At 64.0% G+C, this 14,624-nt stretch carries 14 protein-coding genes; 7 read left to right on the top strand and 7 right to left on the bottom strand.

Going from position 1 to position 14,624, the window contains the following annotated elements:
- The first annotated feature begins 18 nt into the window (after nt 1-18).
- On the top strand, nt 19-1,455 hold the full coding sequence (locus ACFI9K_RS14850; RefSeq protein WP_462664197.1) for an MFS transporter: 1,437 nt from the start codon (nt 19-21) through the stop codon (nt 1,453-1,455).
- A gap of 63 nt (nt 1,456-1,518) precedes the next feature.
- Here the strand turns inward: ACFI9K_RS14850 and ACFI9K_RS14845 are convergent, their stop codons facing one another.
- From ACFI9K_RS14845 to ACFI9K_RS14820, 6 genes are all read right to left on the bottom strand, one after another.
- Nucleotides 1,519-2,688, bottom strand: coding sequence for an ABC transporter ATP-binding protein (locus tag ACFI9K_RS14845; RefSeq protein ID WP_462664196.1), 1,170 nt, complete (start codon nt 2,686-2,688; stop codon nt 1,519-1,521).
- 5 nt (nt 2,689-2,693) lie between these two features.
- Nucleotides 2,694-3,527, bottom strand: a complete 834-nt coding sequence (locus tag ACFI9K_RS14840; RefSeq protein WP_462664195.1) for a carbohydrate ABC transporter permease — start codon at nt 3,525-3,527, stop codon at nt 2,694-2,696.
- A complete protein-coding gene (locus tag ACFI9K_RS14835) occupies nt 3,527-4,477 on the bottom strand; it encodes a carbohydrate ABC transporter permease (protein WP_462664194.1) in 951 nt (316 codons plus the stop codon). Before ACFI9K_RS14835 ends, ACFI9K_RS14840 begins: the two co-directional genes overlap by 1 nt.
- Entirely contained in the window at nt 4,474-5,796 is a 1,323-nt protein-coding gene (locus ACFI9K_RS14830; RefSeq protein ID WP_462664193.1) for an extracellular solute-binding protein, read from the bottom strand. Before ACFI9K_RS14830 ends, ACFI9K_RS14835 begins: the two co-directional genes overlap by 4 nt.
- A gap of 195 nt (nt 5,797-5,991) precedes the next feature.
- Nucleotides 5,992-6,480 carry a YflT domain-containing protein gene (locus ACFI9K_RS14825; RefSeq protein ID WP_032394104.1) on the bottom strand — a complete coding sequence of 163 codons (489 nt, stop codon included), beginning with the start codon at nt 6,478-6,480 and terminating at the stop codon, nt 5,992-5,994.
- Nucleotides 6,481-6,580: 100 nt separating this feature from the next.
- A complete protein-coding gene (locus ACFI9K_RS14820; RefSeq protein WP_462664192.1) occupies nt 6,581-7,537 on the bottom strand; it encodes an HpcH/HpaI aldolase/citrate lyase family protein in 957 nt (318 codons plus the stop codon).
- Nucleotides 7,538-7,595: 58 nt separating this feature from the next.
- On the opposite strand from ACFI9K_RS14820, the gene ACFI9K_RS14815 reads away from it, so the two are divergent.
- The 6 genes from ACFI9K_RS14815 to ACFI9K_RS14790 all read left to right on the top strand — a co-directional run bounded on the left by ACFI9K_RS14815 (nt 7,596) and on the right by ACFI9K_RS14790 (nt 13,957).
- Nucleotides 7,596-8,870: a magnesium transporter MgtE N-terminal domain-containing protein gene (locus ACFI9K_RS14815; RefSeq protein ID WP_462664191.1), complete on the top strand. Its 1,275-nt coding sequence runs from the start codon at nt 7,596-7,598 to the stop codon at nt 8,868-8,870.
- 20 nt (nt 8,871-8,890) lie between these two features.
- The gene (locus ACFI9K_RS14810; protein ID WP_462664282.1) at nt 8,891-9,436 is read left to right on the top strand and encodes a DUF1003 domain-containing protein; all 546 of its coding nucleotides are present in this window, start codon (nt 8,891-8,893) and stop codon (nt 9,434-9,436) included.
- A gap of 121 nt (nt 9,437-9,557) precedes the next feature.
- Nucleotides 9,558-10,430 (top strand): lytic transglycosylase domain-containing protein, encoded by an 873-nt coding sequence (locus ACFI9K_RS14805; protein ID WP_462664190.1) that lies wholly within the window; start codon nt 9,558-9,560, stop codon nt 10,428-10,430.
- A gap of 70 nt (nt 10,431-10,500) precedes the next feature.
- Nucleotides 10,501-11,637 (top strand): Mrp/NBP35 family ATP-binding protein, encoded by a 1,137-nt coding sequence (locus tag ACFI9K_RS14800; RefSeq protein WP_462664189.1) that lies wholly within the window; start codon nt 10,501-10,503, stop codon nt 11,635-11,637.
- Nucleotides 11,638-11,729: 92 nt separating this feature from the next.
- The gene (locus ACFI9K_RS14795; protein ID WP_462664188.1) at nt 11,730-13,187 is read left to right on the top strand and encodes an amino acid ABC transporter substrate-binding protein/permease; all 1,458 of its coding nucleotides are present in this window, start codon (nt 11,730-11,732) and stop codon (nt 13,185-13,187) included.
- The gene (locus ACFI9K_RS14790; RefSeq protein ID WP_462664187.1) at nt 13,184-13,957 is read left to right on the top strand and encodes an amino acid ABC transporter ATP-binding protein; all 774 of its coding nucleotides are present in this window, start codon (nt 13,184-13,186) and stop codon (nt 13,955-13,957) included. Before ACFI9K_RS14795 ends, ACFI9K_RS14790 begins: the two co-directional genes overlap by 4 nt.
- Nucleotides 13,958-14,152: 195 nt before the next feature.
- On the opposite strand, the gene tatB is transcribed toward ACFI9K_RS14790, so the two are convergent.
- A complete protein-coding gene (gene tatB / locus ACFI9K_RS14785) occupies nt 14,153-14,617 on the bottom strand; it encodes a Sec-independent protein translocase protein TatB (RefSeq protein ID WP_462664186.1) in 465 nt (154 codons plus the stop codon).
- Nucleotides 14,618-14,624: the final 7 nt, after the last annotated feature.

Here is a 14,624-nt window from a genome sequence, read left to right as displayed (position 1 = left end):
TAACGAGGTAGCTCTTCCATGTCCACCCGCCGCACTTTGCTGCCCGGACTCTGTTTCATCGTCATGACTCTCGCCGTTCTACAGACGATGGTCGTACCGATCGTCGGCACCATCGGCATGCAGTTGGGTGTCAGCGCTACCGCGGCCGGCTGGGTCTTGACGGCCAACCTGCTCGCCGCAGTCATCGCCACCCCCGTCATCGGGAGGCTCGCCGACCTGCACGGCAAACGTCCGGTGCTGATCGGTGTTCTCACCGTTGTCCTCGCCGGATCTCTACTGGCAGCCCTGACTCACTCGCTGCTGTGGTTGATCGTCGGCCGGGTCCTGCAGGGCGTGTCCTATGCACTGTTTCCCATCGCGCTCGCCGTCCTTCGGGACGAGATGCCTCCTCGTACGCTCGTCGGTTCGATGGCCATCCTGTCCGGCACCCTGGGCGTCGGCGGAGGGTTCGGGCTGGTACTGACCGGACTGCTCACCGCCCACGGCGCCGACTACCACCGGGTGTTCTGGCTCACCGTCGCCATCGTGGTCGTCGCACTGGCCATCGCTTGGTTCGGCGTGCCCTCGCGGCCACGAAGCGGAAGCGGGTCCGTCGACTGGTGGGGTGCGGCGCTCCTCGCGGGCACTCTCCTACTCCTTTTTCTCGCCCTCACCCAGGGCCGTACGTGGGGCTGGGGTTCGGTGGCCACCATCGGGTGCGCGGTGGCAGGCGCGCTGCTGGGCGCTCTGTGGTGGATCTTCGAGAAGCGCACCGAGGCACCACTGGTCGCGCCGCGCATGCTCACCCACGGTCCACTGTTGGCCACCAACATCGCCACGCTGTTCGTCGGCATCGGGATGTTCGTGAACTTTCTCGCCTGCTCGTATTTCGTGCAGACCCCGCGTGCCGTCGCCGGCTACGGCTTCTCTGCAAGTGTGCTCGAGGCCAGCGTCGTCTACTTGCTTCCCGGCGCGGCGGTGGGCGTGGTCGCCGCGGTGATCAGTGGCCGCCTCATCGGATCGTTCGGGCCGCGACGAGTACTCGTCGCCGGTGCGGTGATCGGCCTCGTCGGATTCGTGTTCGTCGCTGTTGCCCACGACCACACCTGGCAACTGATCACCGCAGGCATCGTCATCAACACGTTCGTCAGCCTCGCGTTCGCGGCCCTGCCGAACCTGTTGATGGCCGAGGTCAGTGCGGCGGACACGGGCGTGGCCAACAGCGTCAACTCGATCGTGCGGACCGTCGGTACGTCGATTGCGAGTGCGACGCTGTCCACAGTGCTGGCGATGTTCACCATCACGGGCACCACCGTCGCGCGTGAGTTCGTCTTCACCGCCGCCTTCCTCTTCGGCGCAGCGGCCTGCCTTGTCGTCGCGCTGGCGGCCCTGGCCATCAAAAGCACCCCCGCCACTCGGGAATCGGTGACAGTGGCCGAGTCCGAACCGAATACCACGTCGAACTCGCCGGTGTGAGCTCCGCATGTGAGCGGAACTTCGTAGCCCACTACGAAGTTCCGCTCACATGCGCGTAGCGCTCTACAGCGTCAGATTGGCACCCGAGGCCTGGTCGAAGACCGAGATCTTCGCCGGGTCGAACCACAGCTCCACCTGACCACCCTCGGCAGCCTTGGATTCGGCGGCCAGACGCGCAACCACCTGTGCGCCACCGAGATCGGCGATCCCAGCATCGGCGGCCAGCTCCTGCAGTTCGCTGGACTCGACCTTGGCACCCTTGAGCGTGAAGTAGACGTACTTGTCGCTACCCATCGACTCGAGCACATCGACGGTGGCGGTGAAGGTGGCACCGCTCATCTTCTGGTAACCGTCGATCAGCGCCGCGTCCTCGAAGTGCTCGGGACGGATGCCCACGACCACCTCGCGGCCCGGGTTCTTGGCCTTGATCGCATCCATTCGCTCGAGCGGAATCTCGATGTCGCCGAGAGCGGTGGACACCCCGTTCGAGGTGAGCTGCCCGGGAACGAAATTCATCGAGGGCGATCCGATGAAGCCGCCGACGAACAGGTTTCGCGGCTTGTCGTAGAGCTCCTGCGGCGACCCGATCTGCTGCACCAATCCGCCGCGCAGCACCACGACGCGATCGCCGAGAGTCATGGCCTCGGTCTGATCGTGCGTGACGTAGACCGTGGTGGTGCCCAGTCGCTTCTGCAGCCGCGAGATCTCGGCGCGCGTCTGCACACGCAGCTTCGCGTCGAGGTTGGACAGCGGCTCGTCCATCAGGAAGGCCTTGGGCGTGCGAACGATAGCGCGGCCCATGGCAACTCGCTGTCGCTGACCACCGGAGAGGTTCGCCGGCTTGCGGTCGAGGTGCTGACTGAGGTCGAGGATGTTGGCTGCCTCTTCGACCTTGCTGTTGATCTCGTTCTTCGAGAGCTTCGCCAGCGTCAAGGGGAACGCGATGTTCTCCCGCACCGTCATGTGCGGATACAGCGCATAGGACTGGAACACCATAGCGATGTCGCGATCTTTGGGAGCCCGCTCGTTGACGCGCTCCCCCGCGATCCGCAGCTCACCCGAGGAAATGTCCTCGAGCCCGGCAATCATGTTGAGGGTGGTGGACTTTCCGCAACCGGACGGCCCGACCAGGATGATGAACTCGCCGTCGGCGATGGTGATGTCGACGTCGCTGACCGCGGCTGCGCCGTCGGGGTAGAGCTTGGTGACTTTGTCGAGAACGATTTCGGCCATGACGGTTATCCCTTCACTGCGCCGGACGTCAAGCCCGCCACGATACGTCGTTGGAAGAAGAGCACGAAAATGATGATCGGGATGGTGATGACGACTGCCGCCGCCGCGATGGATCCCGTGGGCTCCTCGAACTGAGAGCTACCGGTGAACTGCGAGATGGCCGCCGGGACGGTGACCGAACGTTCCGTTGCCGTCAACGAGATGGCGAGCAACAGGTCGTTCCAGGCGAAGATGAACACCAGAATGGCGGCGGTGACGATGCCGGGTGCGGCCAGCGGGGCGATGACCTTGCGGAACGCCTGTGCGGGCGTCGCGCCGTCCATCTTCGCGGCCTTCTCGAGCTCCCACGGAATCTCGCGGAAGAACGCCGAGAGGGTGTAGATCGCCAGCGGCAGAGCGAATGTGATGTACGGAATGATCAGTCCCGGCCAGGTATCGAACAGTCCCAGTGATCGGGAGATGTCGAACAGCGGTGTCACCAGCGAGATCTGGGGGAACATCGCGATCAGCAGAGCCGCACCGACGAGAGCCTTCTTTCCCGGGAAGTCCAGGCGGGCGACGGCGTACGCGGCCATGGTGCCGATCACCACGGCGATCACGGTGGTGATCAATCCGATTCCGATCGAGTTCACCAGCGCCGAGGTGAACTGATTGGTCGAAAAGATGCCCTTGTAGTTCTCCAACGTGAATGCGCGCGGGATGAAGTTGCCGTCTGCGATGGTGGCCGTCGACTTGAACGACAGGCTCATGATCCACAGCAGCGGAACCAATGCGTAGAGCAGGACGAGGACGTTGACTACCGTCCAACCGACCTTCTTGCGAGGCGTAACAGTGGTCATTACTTGCGGCCTCCGTCGTCGGATCCCGGTGCCGAGGCACCGAACAACTTGATGAACACGAACGCGATGATCGCGACGCAGAAGAAGATCAGAATGCTGATCGCCGACCCGAGCCCGAGGTTGAACGCCCCGAACAGGTTGTCGTACCCGAGAATCGAGACCGACCCGGTTTCGTTGCTACCTCGGGTGAGCACGTAGATGTTGTCGAAGATGCGGAACGCGTCGAGGGTGCGGAAGAGCACCGCGACGAGGATGGCCGGCTTCATCAACGGGATCGTGATGCGCATCAATCTGGTCCAGCCACCTGCACCGTCGACCTCGGCCGCCTTGAGCAGATCATCGGGCACCAGAGCCAGACCGGCCAGCAACAGCAGCGCCATGAACGGAGTCGTCTTCCAGACTTCGGCCAACACGACGATCGCCAGTGACGGGAACTGTTCGGTGAGCGGCGCGCTACCGTCGGGCAACAGATTCGCGAGATAACCCGTGCCGGGAGTCCACGCGTAGTACCAGCTGTACGCGGCGGCGACGGTCACGATGCCGTAGGGGATGAGCACCACGGTGCGCACCAGTCCACGGCCGAAGATGGTGCGGTGCATCACCAGAGCCACTGCGAGTCCGAGGACGAACTCGATGATCACCGAGATGATCGTGATGCCTGCGGTGACGCCGAATGCCGTCCACCAGTAACCGTCGGACAGCACCGTGATGTAGTTGGAGACGCCGACGAATTCGCGGTCCTCGGGGAACGCGAGGTTGTACTTCTGCAGGCTCAGCCAGAACGCGTAGATGATCGGATAGCCGGTGACCGCGAGCATCAATATCGCCGCGGGTGCGACGAGCAGTAATCCGAGCCGGCGTTCGGCCTTCTTTCCGTCGGAGATGTTCTTCAGGGCCGCCTGCTTGTCCACAGGCTGCGACTGGGGTTGGGACTCGGTGGGAGCACTCATGGAATCAACCCTTCGGAATTGACGGCCTTGGTGACCAGATCTGCGAGCTTGTCCACGTCGGCTACCGGATCGATGTTCTGCGGCGGATTGAGCGCATCGGTCAGCAGTATCGAAATACTCTGGTACGCAGGCGAAACGGGCCGCACCGCTGCCGATTCGATGGAACCGAGCACGCCTTCCCAAGCGGGATAGACGGACTGGAACTCAGGATCGGAGTACAGCGACTTCAGCACCGGCGGCACACCGCCGTTGACCGCATTGTTGCGCTGATTCTGCTCGTTGGTGAGGCACTCGACGGCCTCCCATGCGAGATCCTCGTGCTGAGTGGTCTTCGCGACGCCGATGTTGAACCCACCGATCGTGACCTTGGCGGGCTCCCCCGCGTTCACCTCCGGGTACGGAGCGCTGCGGAATACCTCGGCAATGCGTGCATCCTGCTGATCTGCCGGAACGTTCGCAAGATCGAGGAACGAGACGGCACCGGCGATGGCGTTCTCTTTCAGACCGGGCAGCACGAAGGGGTAGTTGACCTGGAAGGTCATCCGACCCGATTCCATGCCGAGGCGAGCCGTCGCCTCGTCGCTCTGCGAGACCGACGGATCGTGGCCGTCTGCAGTGGCGACCCGCTTGATGATCTCGAGTGCCTTCTCGGTGGCGGCGCGATGTTCGGGAGTGTCGTTGAGAGTCACGGTCGTTCCGTCCTCGCCGACGACCGATCCACCCGCACTCTCGAGCAACGAGTTGAACCACACCATGAAGCCCTCGTACTGCTTGGCCTGCACACCGATCTGCGCCGGTTTACCCGCGGCCGCGTTGGCCTCGGCCACATCGATCAGCTGATCCCACGTCTGCGGCGGCGTGCCGCCGGGCACCTCGTCGGGCCGGTACCAGAGCAACTGGGTGTTGGAGTTGAGCGGAACCGCGTACAGCTGGTCCTGCCATTCCGCCGTAGCGAGCGGACCTTCGAGGGTGGAACCGTCACGCAGCTTCGAGCTCAAGTTCTCCGGCACCGGCAATGCCCATCCGGCTTCGGCGAATTCGGCTGTCCACACCACGTCGAGGGTCATCAGGTCCAGCGTCTTGTCGTTACCGGCCAGACGCCGCGCGAGCTGCAGACGCTGATCGTTCGCGCTCTTGGGCAGCGTTCTCTGCTCCACCCGGTACCGACCGTTCGAGGCATCCGAACACACCTGTGCCGCAGCGGCGTACTGCTCCGCGCCGTCTGCGGCAGTGTAGAAACTCAGTACCGGAACCGAACTGTCGGACGAACCACACGCTGCCAGCAACGGGCTCGTGACCAGAGCCGCTGCTGCCAACACCCCTATTCTCGTCGCTCTTTGACGCCTACGACCACGCTGTCTCGGCACTTTCCGCCTCCGTACGTTCAGTTACTCGCGCAGCACACTGTGTGGGACTGCCGTGCACGAAAGAAACGTAACCGAACTCACTGGCATCGAGGGCGATTTGGGGCTATTCCGTTACCTGCCGGTTGCCTCGTCGTACAGCAGGTGTGATCAGATCGACAGTTTGGCGAGCAGGTCGCGTGCTTTCTCTGCCGTCCGGGGCTCACAGAGGACGTCGTATCGACCCGCGACCAACTGCATGCTGGACGCGAAATCTCGCTGTCCCTTGGTGGCCGCGTACGGGATGGACGCCGAGATCAAGCCGAAGATGATGCCGCCGCCGACTCCGATGAGCAGAGCTCCGAGGATGTTCTCGCTGAAGATGCCGAGCACCAGGCCGAGGAACACTCCCAGCCAAGCTCCCGAAACAATGCCTCCGCCAATGACTTTGGGCCAGGTGAGACGGCCGAGAACGCGTTCGACCTGCATCAGGTCGACGCCGACGATGGTGACGTCCTGCACCGAGAACTCTTCGTCGGAGAGATAGTCGACGGCGCGCTGCGCCTCGGCATAGGTGGGGTACGAACCGATGGGCCAGCCGGAAGGCGGCGTCGGCAGTCCCTGCCCTGGGCGACCGGACTGCGAGAGGGGATTGGTCATGTCTCCATTGTGCCCCGAATCGGACTTTTCCGGTCGCTTCCGCAGGCTCCGCTCCGGCACCGTCACACCCATTGTTGTCTGCGCGCGAACACGGGCTGGATCAGGAGGTGGGCGGCTCGAACGTCGTCGTGCGCGTCAGACCGGCGGCGCGACCCTTCGCCGAGACCACCAGCGCCATCTTGCGGCTCGCCTCGTCGATCATCTCGTCGCCGAGCATCACCGCACCACGAGCCCCGCCCGCCGCGGAGGTGTGGAACTCGTAGGCATCGAGAATCATCTCGGCCTTGTCGTAGTCGGATTGGCGCGGCGCGAAAATCTCGTTGGCGGCCTCGATCTGCGTCGGATGCAGTACCCACTTGCCGTCGAATCCGAGGCCGGCCGTGCGGCCTGCGGCCCGGCGGAAGGCGTCGAGATCGCGAATCTGCAGGTACGGGCCGTCGATCGCCTGCAGTCCGTGGGTCCGTGCGGCCAGCAGGATCGTCATCAGAATGTGGTGATAGGCGTCGCCGGTGTCGTATCCCACCGGCTGTTCGCCGACGACGAGGGTGCGCATGTTGACGCTGGCCATCAGATCCGCGGGCCCGAACACCAACGTCTGCACCCGGGGACTCGCGGTCGCGATCTCGTCGATGTTGCGCAGGCTGCGCGCGCTCTCGATCTGCGGCTCGATTCCGATCGCCCCGACGTCGAGGCCGTGCTCCTTCTCGAGCTGGGTGAGCAGCAGGTCCAGCGCCTGCACGTGCGCGGCGCACTCGACCTTCGGCAAAAGAACGGCATCGAGATTGCGGCCGGCACCCGAGACGACGTCGATGACATCGCCGTACGTCCACTGCGTCGTCCAGTCGTTGACCCGGACCACCTTGATCTGATCGCCCCAGCCATCGGAATTCAAGGCGTCGACGATCCGCGCCCGAGCCTCGACCTTCGCGATGGGGGCGACGGCATCTTCGAGATCGAGGAAGATCGCGTCTGCCGGCAGGCCCTTGGCCTTGGCGATCATCTTGTCCGAACTACCCGGAACGGCCAGTACCGATCGCCGTAGGCCCGACGCATTCACGCAGCACAACCCCTGTCTGATTCATGTTCTGTATTGCCCAGCCTCTAACCTTGCCATCATGGCAGCACTGAGCAAGGTATTCGCGGCCAGGCTCGCAGGCCTGGTCGTCCTGGGCCCCGACGGCGAATCGATCGGCCGGGTTCGCGACGTGGTCATCTCGATGCGTGTCGGCAGAGCGCAACCGAGAGTTCTCGGCCTGGTGGTCGAGTTGGCAACGCGCCGAAGAATTTTCGTGCCGATGCTGCGCGTGACCAGTATCGAGCCGAACTCCGTCCAACTCACCACCGGTAACGTCAGTCTGCGACGATTCACCCAGCGCGCCAACGAAATTCTGGTGTTCGCGCAGATCCTCGACTCCAAGGTGCGCGTCGACGACCCCGAGCTCGACGAGCTGCACGACGCCGATTCGATCGTCGTCGACCTCGGTCTCGAGCTCACTCGCACGCGCGACTGGGTGGTGGCCCGAGTGGCAGTGCGCAAGCAACGTCAGCGGCTCGCGCGCCGTGGTGCGATCCACGTCGTGGACTGGCAGCACGTGCAGGGGCTCACCCAGAACGAGCTGTCGATGCCCGATCAGGGTGTGGCGCAGCTGCTCATGCAGTTCGAGGATCTTCGTGCGGCCGATGTGGCGAACGCGATGCGTGAGCTGCCCGTCAAGCGCCGCATGGAGGTGGCGCGAGCCCTCGACGACGAGCGGCTCGCGGACGTCGTCCAGGAATTGCCCGACGACGATCAGGTGGAGTTGATGCACTATCTCGGCGTCGATCGTGGTGCCGACGTGCTCGAGGCCATGGACCCCGACGACGCCGCCGACCTCCTGGGCGAGCTGCCCGAGACCGAGGCGGAATCGCTTCTGCGCCTGATGGATCCGGAGGACTCCGCGCCGGTCCGCCGGTTGCTCGAGCACTCCCCCGACACCGCCGGCGGTCTGATGACCCCCGAGCCCGTCATCCTCACCGCGTCGACGACGGTGGCCGAGGCGCTCGCGCGGGTGCGCAACCCGGACCTGACGCCTGCGTTGGCCTCGCTGGTGTTCGTGGTTCGGCCCCCGACCGCGACGCCGACCGGGCCGTACCTCGGCTGCGTTCATCTGCAGCAGCTCCTGCGAGAACCCCCGGCGAGTCTGGTCGGCGGAGTGGTGGACAGCGCCCTGCCGCGGTTGTCTCCCGATGACAGCCTCACCGCCGTGACGCGATACTTCGCGACGTACAACCTCGTCTGCGGCCCGGTGGTCGACGACGAGGACCATCTGGTGGGGGCCGTGACCGTGGACGACGTCCTCGATCACCTGCTGCCCGAGGACTGGCGAGATCAGGAAGTGGCAGGACAGTGAAGGAAACAGCACGCCAGAGAATGGACACTCCGCGCGGATCGCGGCTGTTCAACGTCAATCTCGACTTCGATCTCGGCAAGTCGGGCGAGAAGGCCGCCAGATTCCTCGGCACCGGGCGCTATCTGGCCATTCAGACCGGCATCGTCATCGTCTGGATCTTTCTCAATGTCGTGGCGGTCAATCTGCAGTGGGATCCGTACCCCTTCATTCTGCTCAACCTCGCGTTCTCGACTCAGGCCGCGTACGCCGCTCCGCTGATCCTGCTGGCCCAAAATCGGCAGGACGACCGCGACCGCGTCTCGCTCGAGGAAGATCGCTCCCGCGCCCAGCAGACCAAGGCCGATACCGAATTCCTGGCCCGAGAGCTCGCCGCTCTGCGCATCGCCGTCGGTGAGGTAGCCACCCGCGACTACTTGCGCCGCGAACTCGACGAGATCAAGGCGCTGCTCGAACAGGCGACGGGTCAGCCGATCAGCACGCCGAAGAAGGCACGCAAGAAGGCGGCCGCGCGGGTGCAGGACGACGCGGGTGTGCCGGACGCATCCGACACCGATCCGTTGCCCTGACCACACGGTATCTGCGCTGATAACAGCCCGATAACGGAACAGTCTCGAATCAGGTACCCTCGATCCCGGTCATCAGGTCGGGCCCCGGATTCTTCCGGGGAAATGAGGAGGTACAGCTCGCGTGGGTCGTCACAGAAAAGCATCGAATTCCAAAGTTCGACGGAACTCGGTGATTGCTCTGGCCGGCCTCGTCCCTGCGGGGCTCGTTACGGCCGCGACCAGCGCGGGAGCGACCGAATACATCCCGTTCGTCAGCACGAAGACGGCCCCGGCCGCGCAGGAATCGACCTCCGTGGTCGAGACTCCCCAGCCGATCGCAGCGCAGGAACAGGCGCAGCCGGTGGCACAGGCCGAGCTTCCGGTGCCGGCTCCGGTGCCTGCACCCGCACCGGTCCCCGAGATCCCGCCCACACCCGAGCTCCCCACCAACCTCGCCGTCAGCCCCATCGCCATCCCGGTCGTCAACGTCTCCGCGTACAAGAACGCCGAACGAATTCTGGCCCAGCAGCAGCCCGGCTGCGGCATCAGCTGGACCGTCATCGCCGGCATCGGCCGCGTCGAATCCACGCACGCCAACAACGGCAAGGTCGACGACTCGGGCGAGCTGCACGAGCCCATCCTCGGACCCCGCCTCAACGGCACCCTCGCCGGCAATCAGGTCATCCGTGACACCGACGGCGGCGCGCTCGACGGCGACGCCGAATACGACCGCGCAGTGGGCCCGATGCAGTTCCTGCCCTCGACGTGGAACCTCTACCACGCAGACGGCAACGGCGACGGCGTCTCCGACCCACAGAACCTGTACGACGCGGCCCTGGCCACCGGCATGTACCTGTGCGACGACGGCACCAACGCACGCGACCTCGCCTCGACCACCCGGGCGATCCTGCGCTACAACAACTCGATGGCCTACGTGGCGAACGTGCTCGCATGGTCGGCCGGATACGCCACCGGCATCGTCCCCACGTCGGACCAGTTGCCGCGCATTCACTGAATCGGACGCAGCACTGGATTGCGCTGCCCTGCTGTCCATCGGGAGTATGCGCACCGCCTAGCATGAGGCAATGGCCGTATTGACCGAATCCGACGTTCGTACCGCGCTGACGAAGGTCATCGACCCGGAGATCCGCAAACCCATCACCGACCTCGGGATGGTCAAGAGCATCGACATCGCGGCCGACGGCGCAGTCGACGTCGGCATCTACCTCACCACCTCCGGATGCCCGATGAAGACCGAGATCAGCGATCGCGTGAAGAACGCAGTCGCCGACGTCGCAGGCGTCGGCACCGTGACAGTCGAACTCGACGTCATGAACGACGAGCAGCGCACCGAACTGCGCAAGTCTCTGCGCGGCGATTCCGCAGAGCCCGTCATTCCCTTCGCGCAACCCGGATCGTTGACGCGCGTGTACGCGGTGGCGTCGGGCAAGGGCGGGGTGGGCAAGTCGAGCGTGACGGTCAACCTGGCAGCGTCCCTCGCCGCCCGCGGCCTGTCGGTGGGCGTGCTCGACGCCGACATCTACGGCCATTCGGTGCCTCGCATGCTCGGCAACGACGCGAAACCCACTCAGGTGGAGAAGATGATCATGCCGCCGCAGGCGCACGGCGTGAAGTTCATTTCGATCGCGCAGTTCACCGAGGGCAACACCCCGGTGGTCTGGCGTGGACCGATGCTGCACCGGGCGTTGCAACAGTTCCTCGCAGACGTGTTCTGGGGCGATCTGGACGTACTGCTCCTCGACCTTCCGCCCGGCACCGGCGACGTGGCCATCTCTGTCGCACAACTGATTCCGAATGCAGAGATCCTCGTGGTCACCACCCCGCAGCAAGCCGCTGCCGAGGTCGCCGAACGCGCCGGAGCGATCTCACTGCAGACGCGTCAACGCGTCGCCGGAGTCGTGGAGAACATGTCCTGGCTCGAACTGCCCGACGGCACTCGCATGGACATCTTCGGATCCGGTGGTGGGCAAAACGTCTCGGATCGCCTCTCCAAGGCCGTGGGCGCGAAGGTGCCTCTGCTCGGCCAGATCCCACTGGACACCGCTGTCCGCGAGGGCGGAGATGAGGGCAACCCGATCGTGCTGGGCCACCCGAATTCACCTGCGGCACAAGCACTCGAGGCGGTGGCCGGCAAGCTGGCGGTGCGCGAGCGCGGGCTCGTGGGAATGTCGCTGGGAATCGACACGGCCCGGAAGATGTAAGGCAGGCTCTTATACCCGACAAACGACGCGGGAAACAGGATTGGAGCCTTATGATTTGCCTTCAATCCTACTGTCGATAGAGAGTGGCCTTCATGAAGAAGCCGCATCGGACCAGGCCGGTCGTCGTTCCGGTCCTGATCACATTGCTGATGACCCTGCTGGGATCGGTACTCGGTCCCGCGCTGGCATCGGCACAGCCTGCTCCACCCGCCCAGAACTACTCGATCGCGACCGACACAACGTTCGCACCCTTCGAATTCCAAGACGAGACAGGCAAACTTGTCGGAATCGACATGGACCTGCTCGCGGCCATCGCCGTCGATCAAGGCTTCGACTACACCGTCGAACAGGTCGGGTTCGATACCGCGCTCCAGGGCGTCACCAGCGGCCAGTTCAATGGAATGATCGCCGGCATGTCGATCACCGACGAGCGCAAGGCCACCTTCGACTTCTCCGATCCGTACTTCGATTCCGGTGTCCAGATGGCGATTCTGGATTCCAACGACGAGATCAAGGGCTACGAGGACCTGCGCGGCAAGTCGGTGGCAGTCAAGAACGGCACCGAAGGTGCCACCTTCGCCACCTCGATCGCCGATCAGTACGGCTTCACCATCCGCAGCTTCGACGACTCCGCGACCATGTTCGAGGAAGTGCGCACCGGCAACTCCGCAGCCGCCTTCGAGGACTACCCGGTGCTCGCCTACGGCATCACCCAGGGCAACGGTTTCAAGACGGTCACCGAGAAAGAAGCCGGTGCCAGTTACGGATTCGCCGTCGCCAAGGGCACCAACGCCCAGTTGCTCGACCAGTTCAACACCGGCCTCGAGAACCTGCGAGCCAACGGCCAGTACGACGAAATTCTCGACACCTACCTCAACGCCGACGCGTCCACCGCTGACACCTCGATACCCGGACTGATCGCCAGCAGCTGGCAATTGCTGCTCAAGGGTCTGTGGCTGACGATCGTGCTGACCGTCATCTCGATCGCCATCGCACTGGTACTCGGCGGCATCTTCGGCCTGTTCCGCGTCTCGACCAATATCGTCCTCCGCGGAATCGGCACCACGTACGTCGACATATTCCGTGGCACACCACTTCTGGTGCAGGCATTCTTCATCTACTTCGGCGTACCCGCCGCGCTGAACTTCCAGATGTCGGCGTTCACCGCGGGCATCATCACGCTCTCGCTCAATGCCGGTGCGTACATGGCCGAGATCGTGCGCGGCGGCATCCTCGCCGTGGACAAGGGCCAGATGGAGGCGTCGCGCAGTCTCGGCATCAGCTACCTCAAGTCGATGCGAAAAGTGGTGATGCCACAGGCAATTCGCACGATGATCCCGTCGTACATCAACCAGTTCGTCATCACGCTCAAGGACACCTCGCTGCTCTCGGTCATCGGCCTCGCCGAGCTGACGCAGACGGGTCGACTGATCATCGCCCGCAACTTCGAGTCGTTCAACATGTGGCTCATCGTCGGCGTCCTGTACTTCATCATCATCATGGCTCTCACCAAGCTGTCGAACCGGCTCGAGAAGAGGATCAACAAATGAGCACCGAACTGACCAAGGACCTGCCGGTCGACAACGGTCCGGCAACGAAGATCTCGATCAAGGGCCTGCAGAAGGCGTTCGGCGACAACACGGTTCTCAAGGGCATCGACGCCGAGATCGCCAACGGTGAAGTGGTGTGCGTGATCGGCCCGTCGGGCTCGGGCAAGAGCACGTTCCTGCGCTGCCTGAACAAGCTCGAGGACATCACCGCGGGATCGGTCGTCGTCGACGGCACCGACCTCACGGACAAGAACGTCGATCTGGACAAGGTGCGCCAGAACATCGGCATGGTGTTCCAGCACTTCAACCTCTTCCCACACATGACCGCCCTCGAGAACGTCATGCTCGCGCCCGTCGAGACCAAGAAGATGTCCAAGTCGCAGGCCCGGGACGCGGCTGGGAAATTGCTCGAACAAGTCGGCCTGTCCGAGCGCGCCGACTACAAGCCGGCGAACCTCTCGGGCGGCCAGAAACAGCGCGTCGCCATCGCACGAGCACTGGCCATGAGCCCGTCGATCATGCTGTTCGACGAGGCCACCAGCGCACTGGACCCCGAAATGGTCGGCGAGGTACTGCAGGTGCTGCGCGACCTCGCCAAAGGCGGCATGACAATGGTCGTCGTCACCCACGAGATGGGCTTCGCACGTGAGGTCGCCGATCGAGTGATCTTCATGGCCGAGGGCCTCATCGTCGAGGAGGGAACACCCGACGAGTTGTTCGGAAATCCGCAGAACCCACGCACCCAGGACTTCTTGAACAAGGTGCTCTAGCCCCGTTGCCCTAGCCCCATCCGCCGCGCCAACTCCCCCCAGCCCCAATCCGCCTCTGCTCGTCCCCGCCCCCACCCCCCGCCCCGGATCAATGCGACTTCGTTGCACTCAGAGCGACTGAAACCCACATTCATCCGGGGGCCGGAGGGTGGTACCAGCAGTCGGGGTGGCCTGAAGGCCGGCTGACGGATGTACCTACGTGGCGTCGGCGTCGATGGGCGGAGTATCGCCGGCCGCGAGTTTCGGCGCGTCTTTGCTCATCGATACCGCGCCCCCGGACGAACTGCCCGCGGACGTGCCGTTTTGCGGCGTCGGACCACCGAGGTTCTTCGGCTTGGTGTCGAAGGGTTTGCCCTTGAAGGTGTCGTCCAGCGGATTCTTGAAGATCGAATCGTCGCCGTCGAGCAGGTGTTTGGTGATGACTGCTCGGGGTGTCATGCCGCGGAGCTGATTGAGATCGGCGAGGGGCTTGCGCAGGTCCTCGAAGTCGGTACCCAGCTCGTCCTTGAGTTGCTGGCTGGCGCCGTTGGCGTAGTCCTTGACCTGGCGGATGGATTTGGACACCCAGCTGATGGCACCGGGGAGCCGATCGGGACCGAGGATGACCAGGGCTGCTACGAGGAGTATGACAAGCTCTCCCCAACCGATGTTGCCGAACACGCCTGCC

Source organism: Rhodococcus sp. PSi06 (assembly GCF_054960675.1).
Note: the sequence above shows the minus strand (reverse complement) of the source record. Positions and strands in the feature narration are given on the sequence as shown.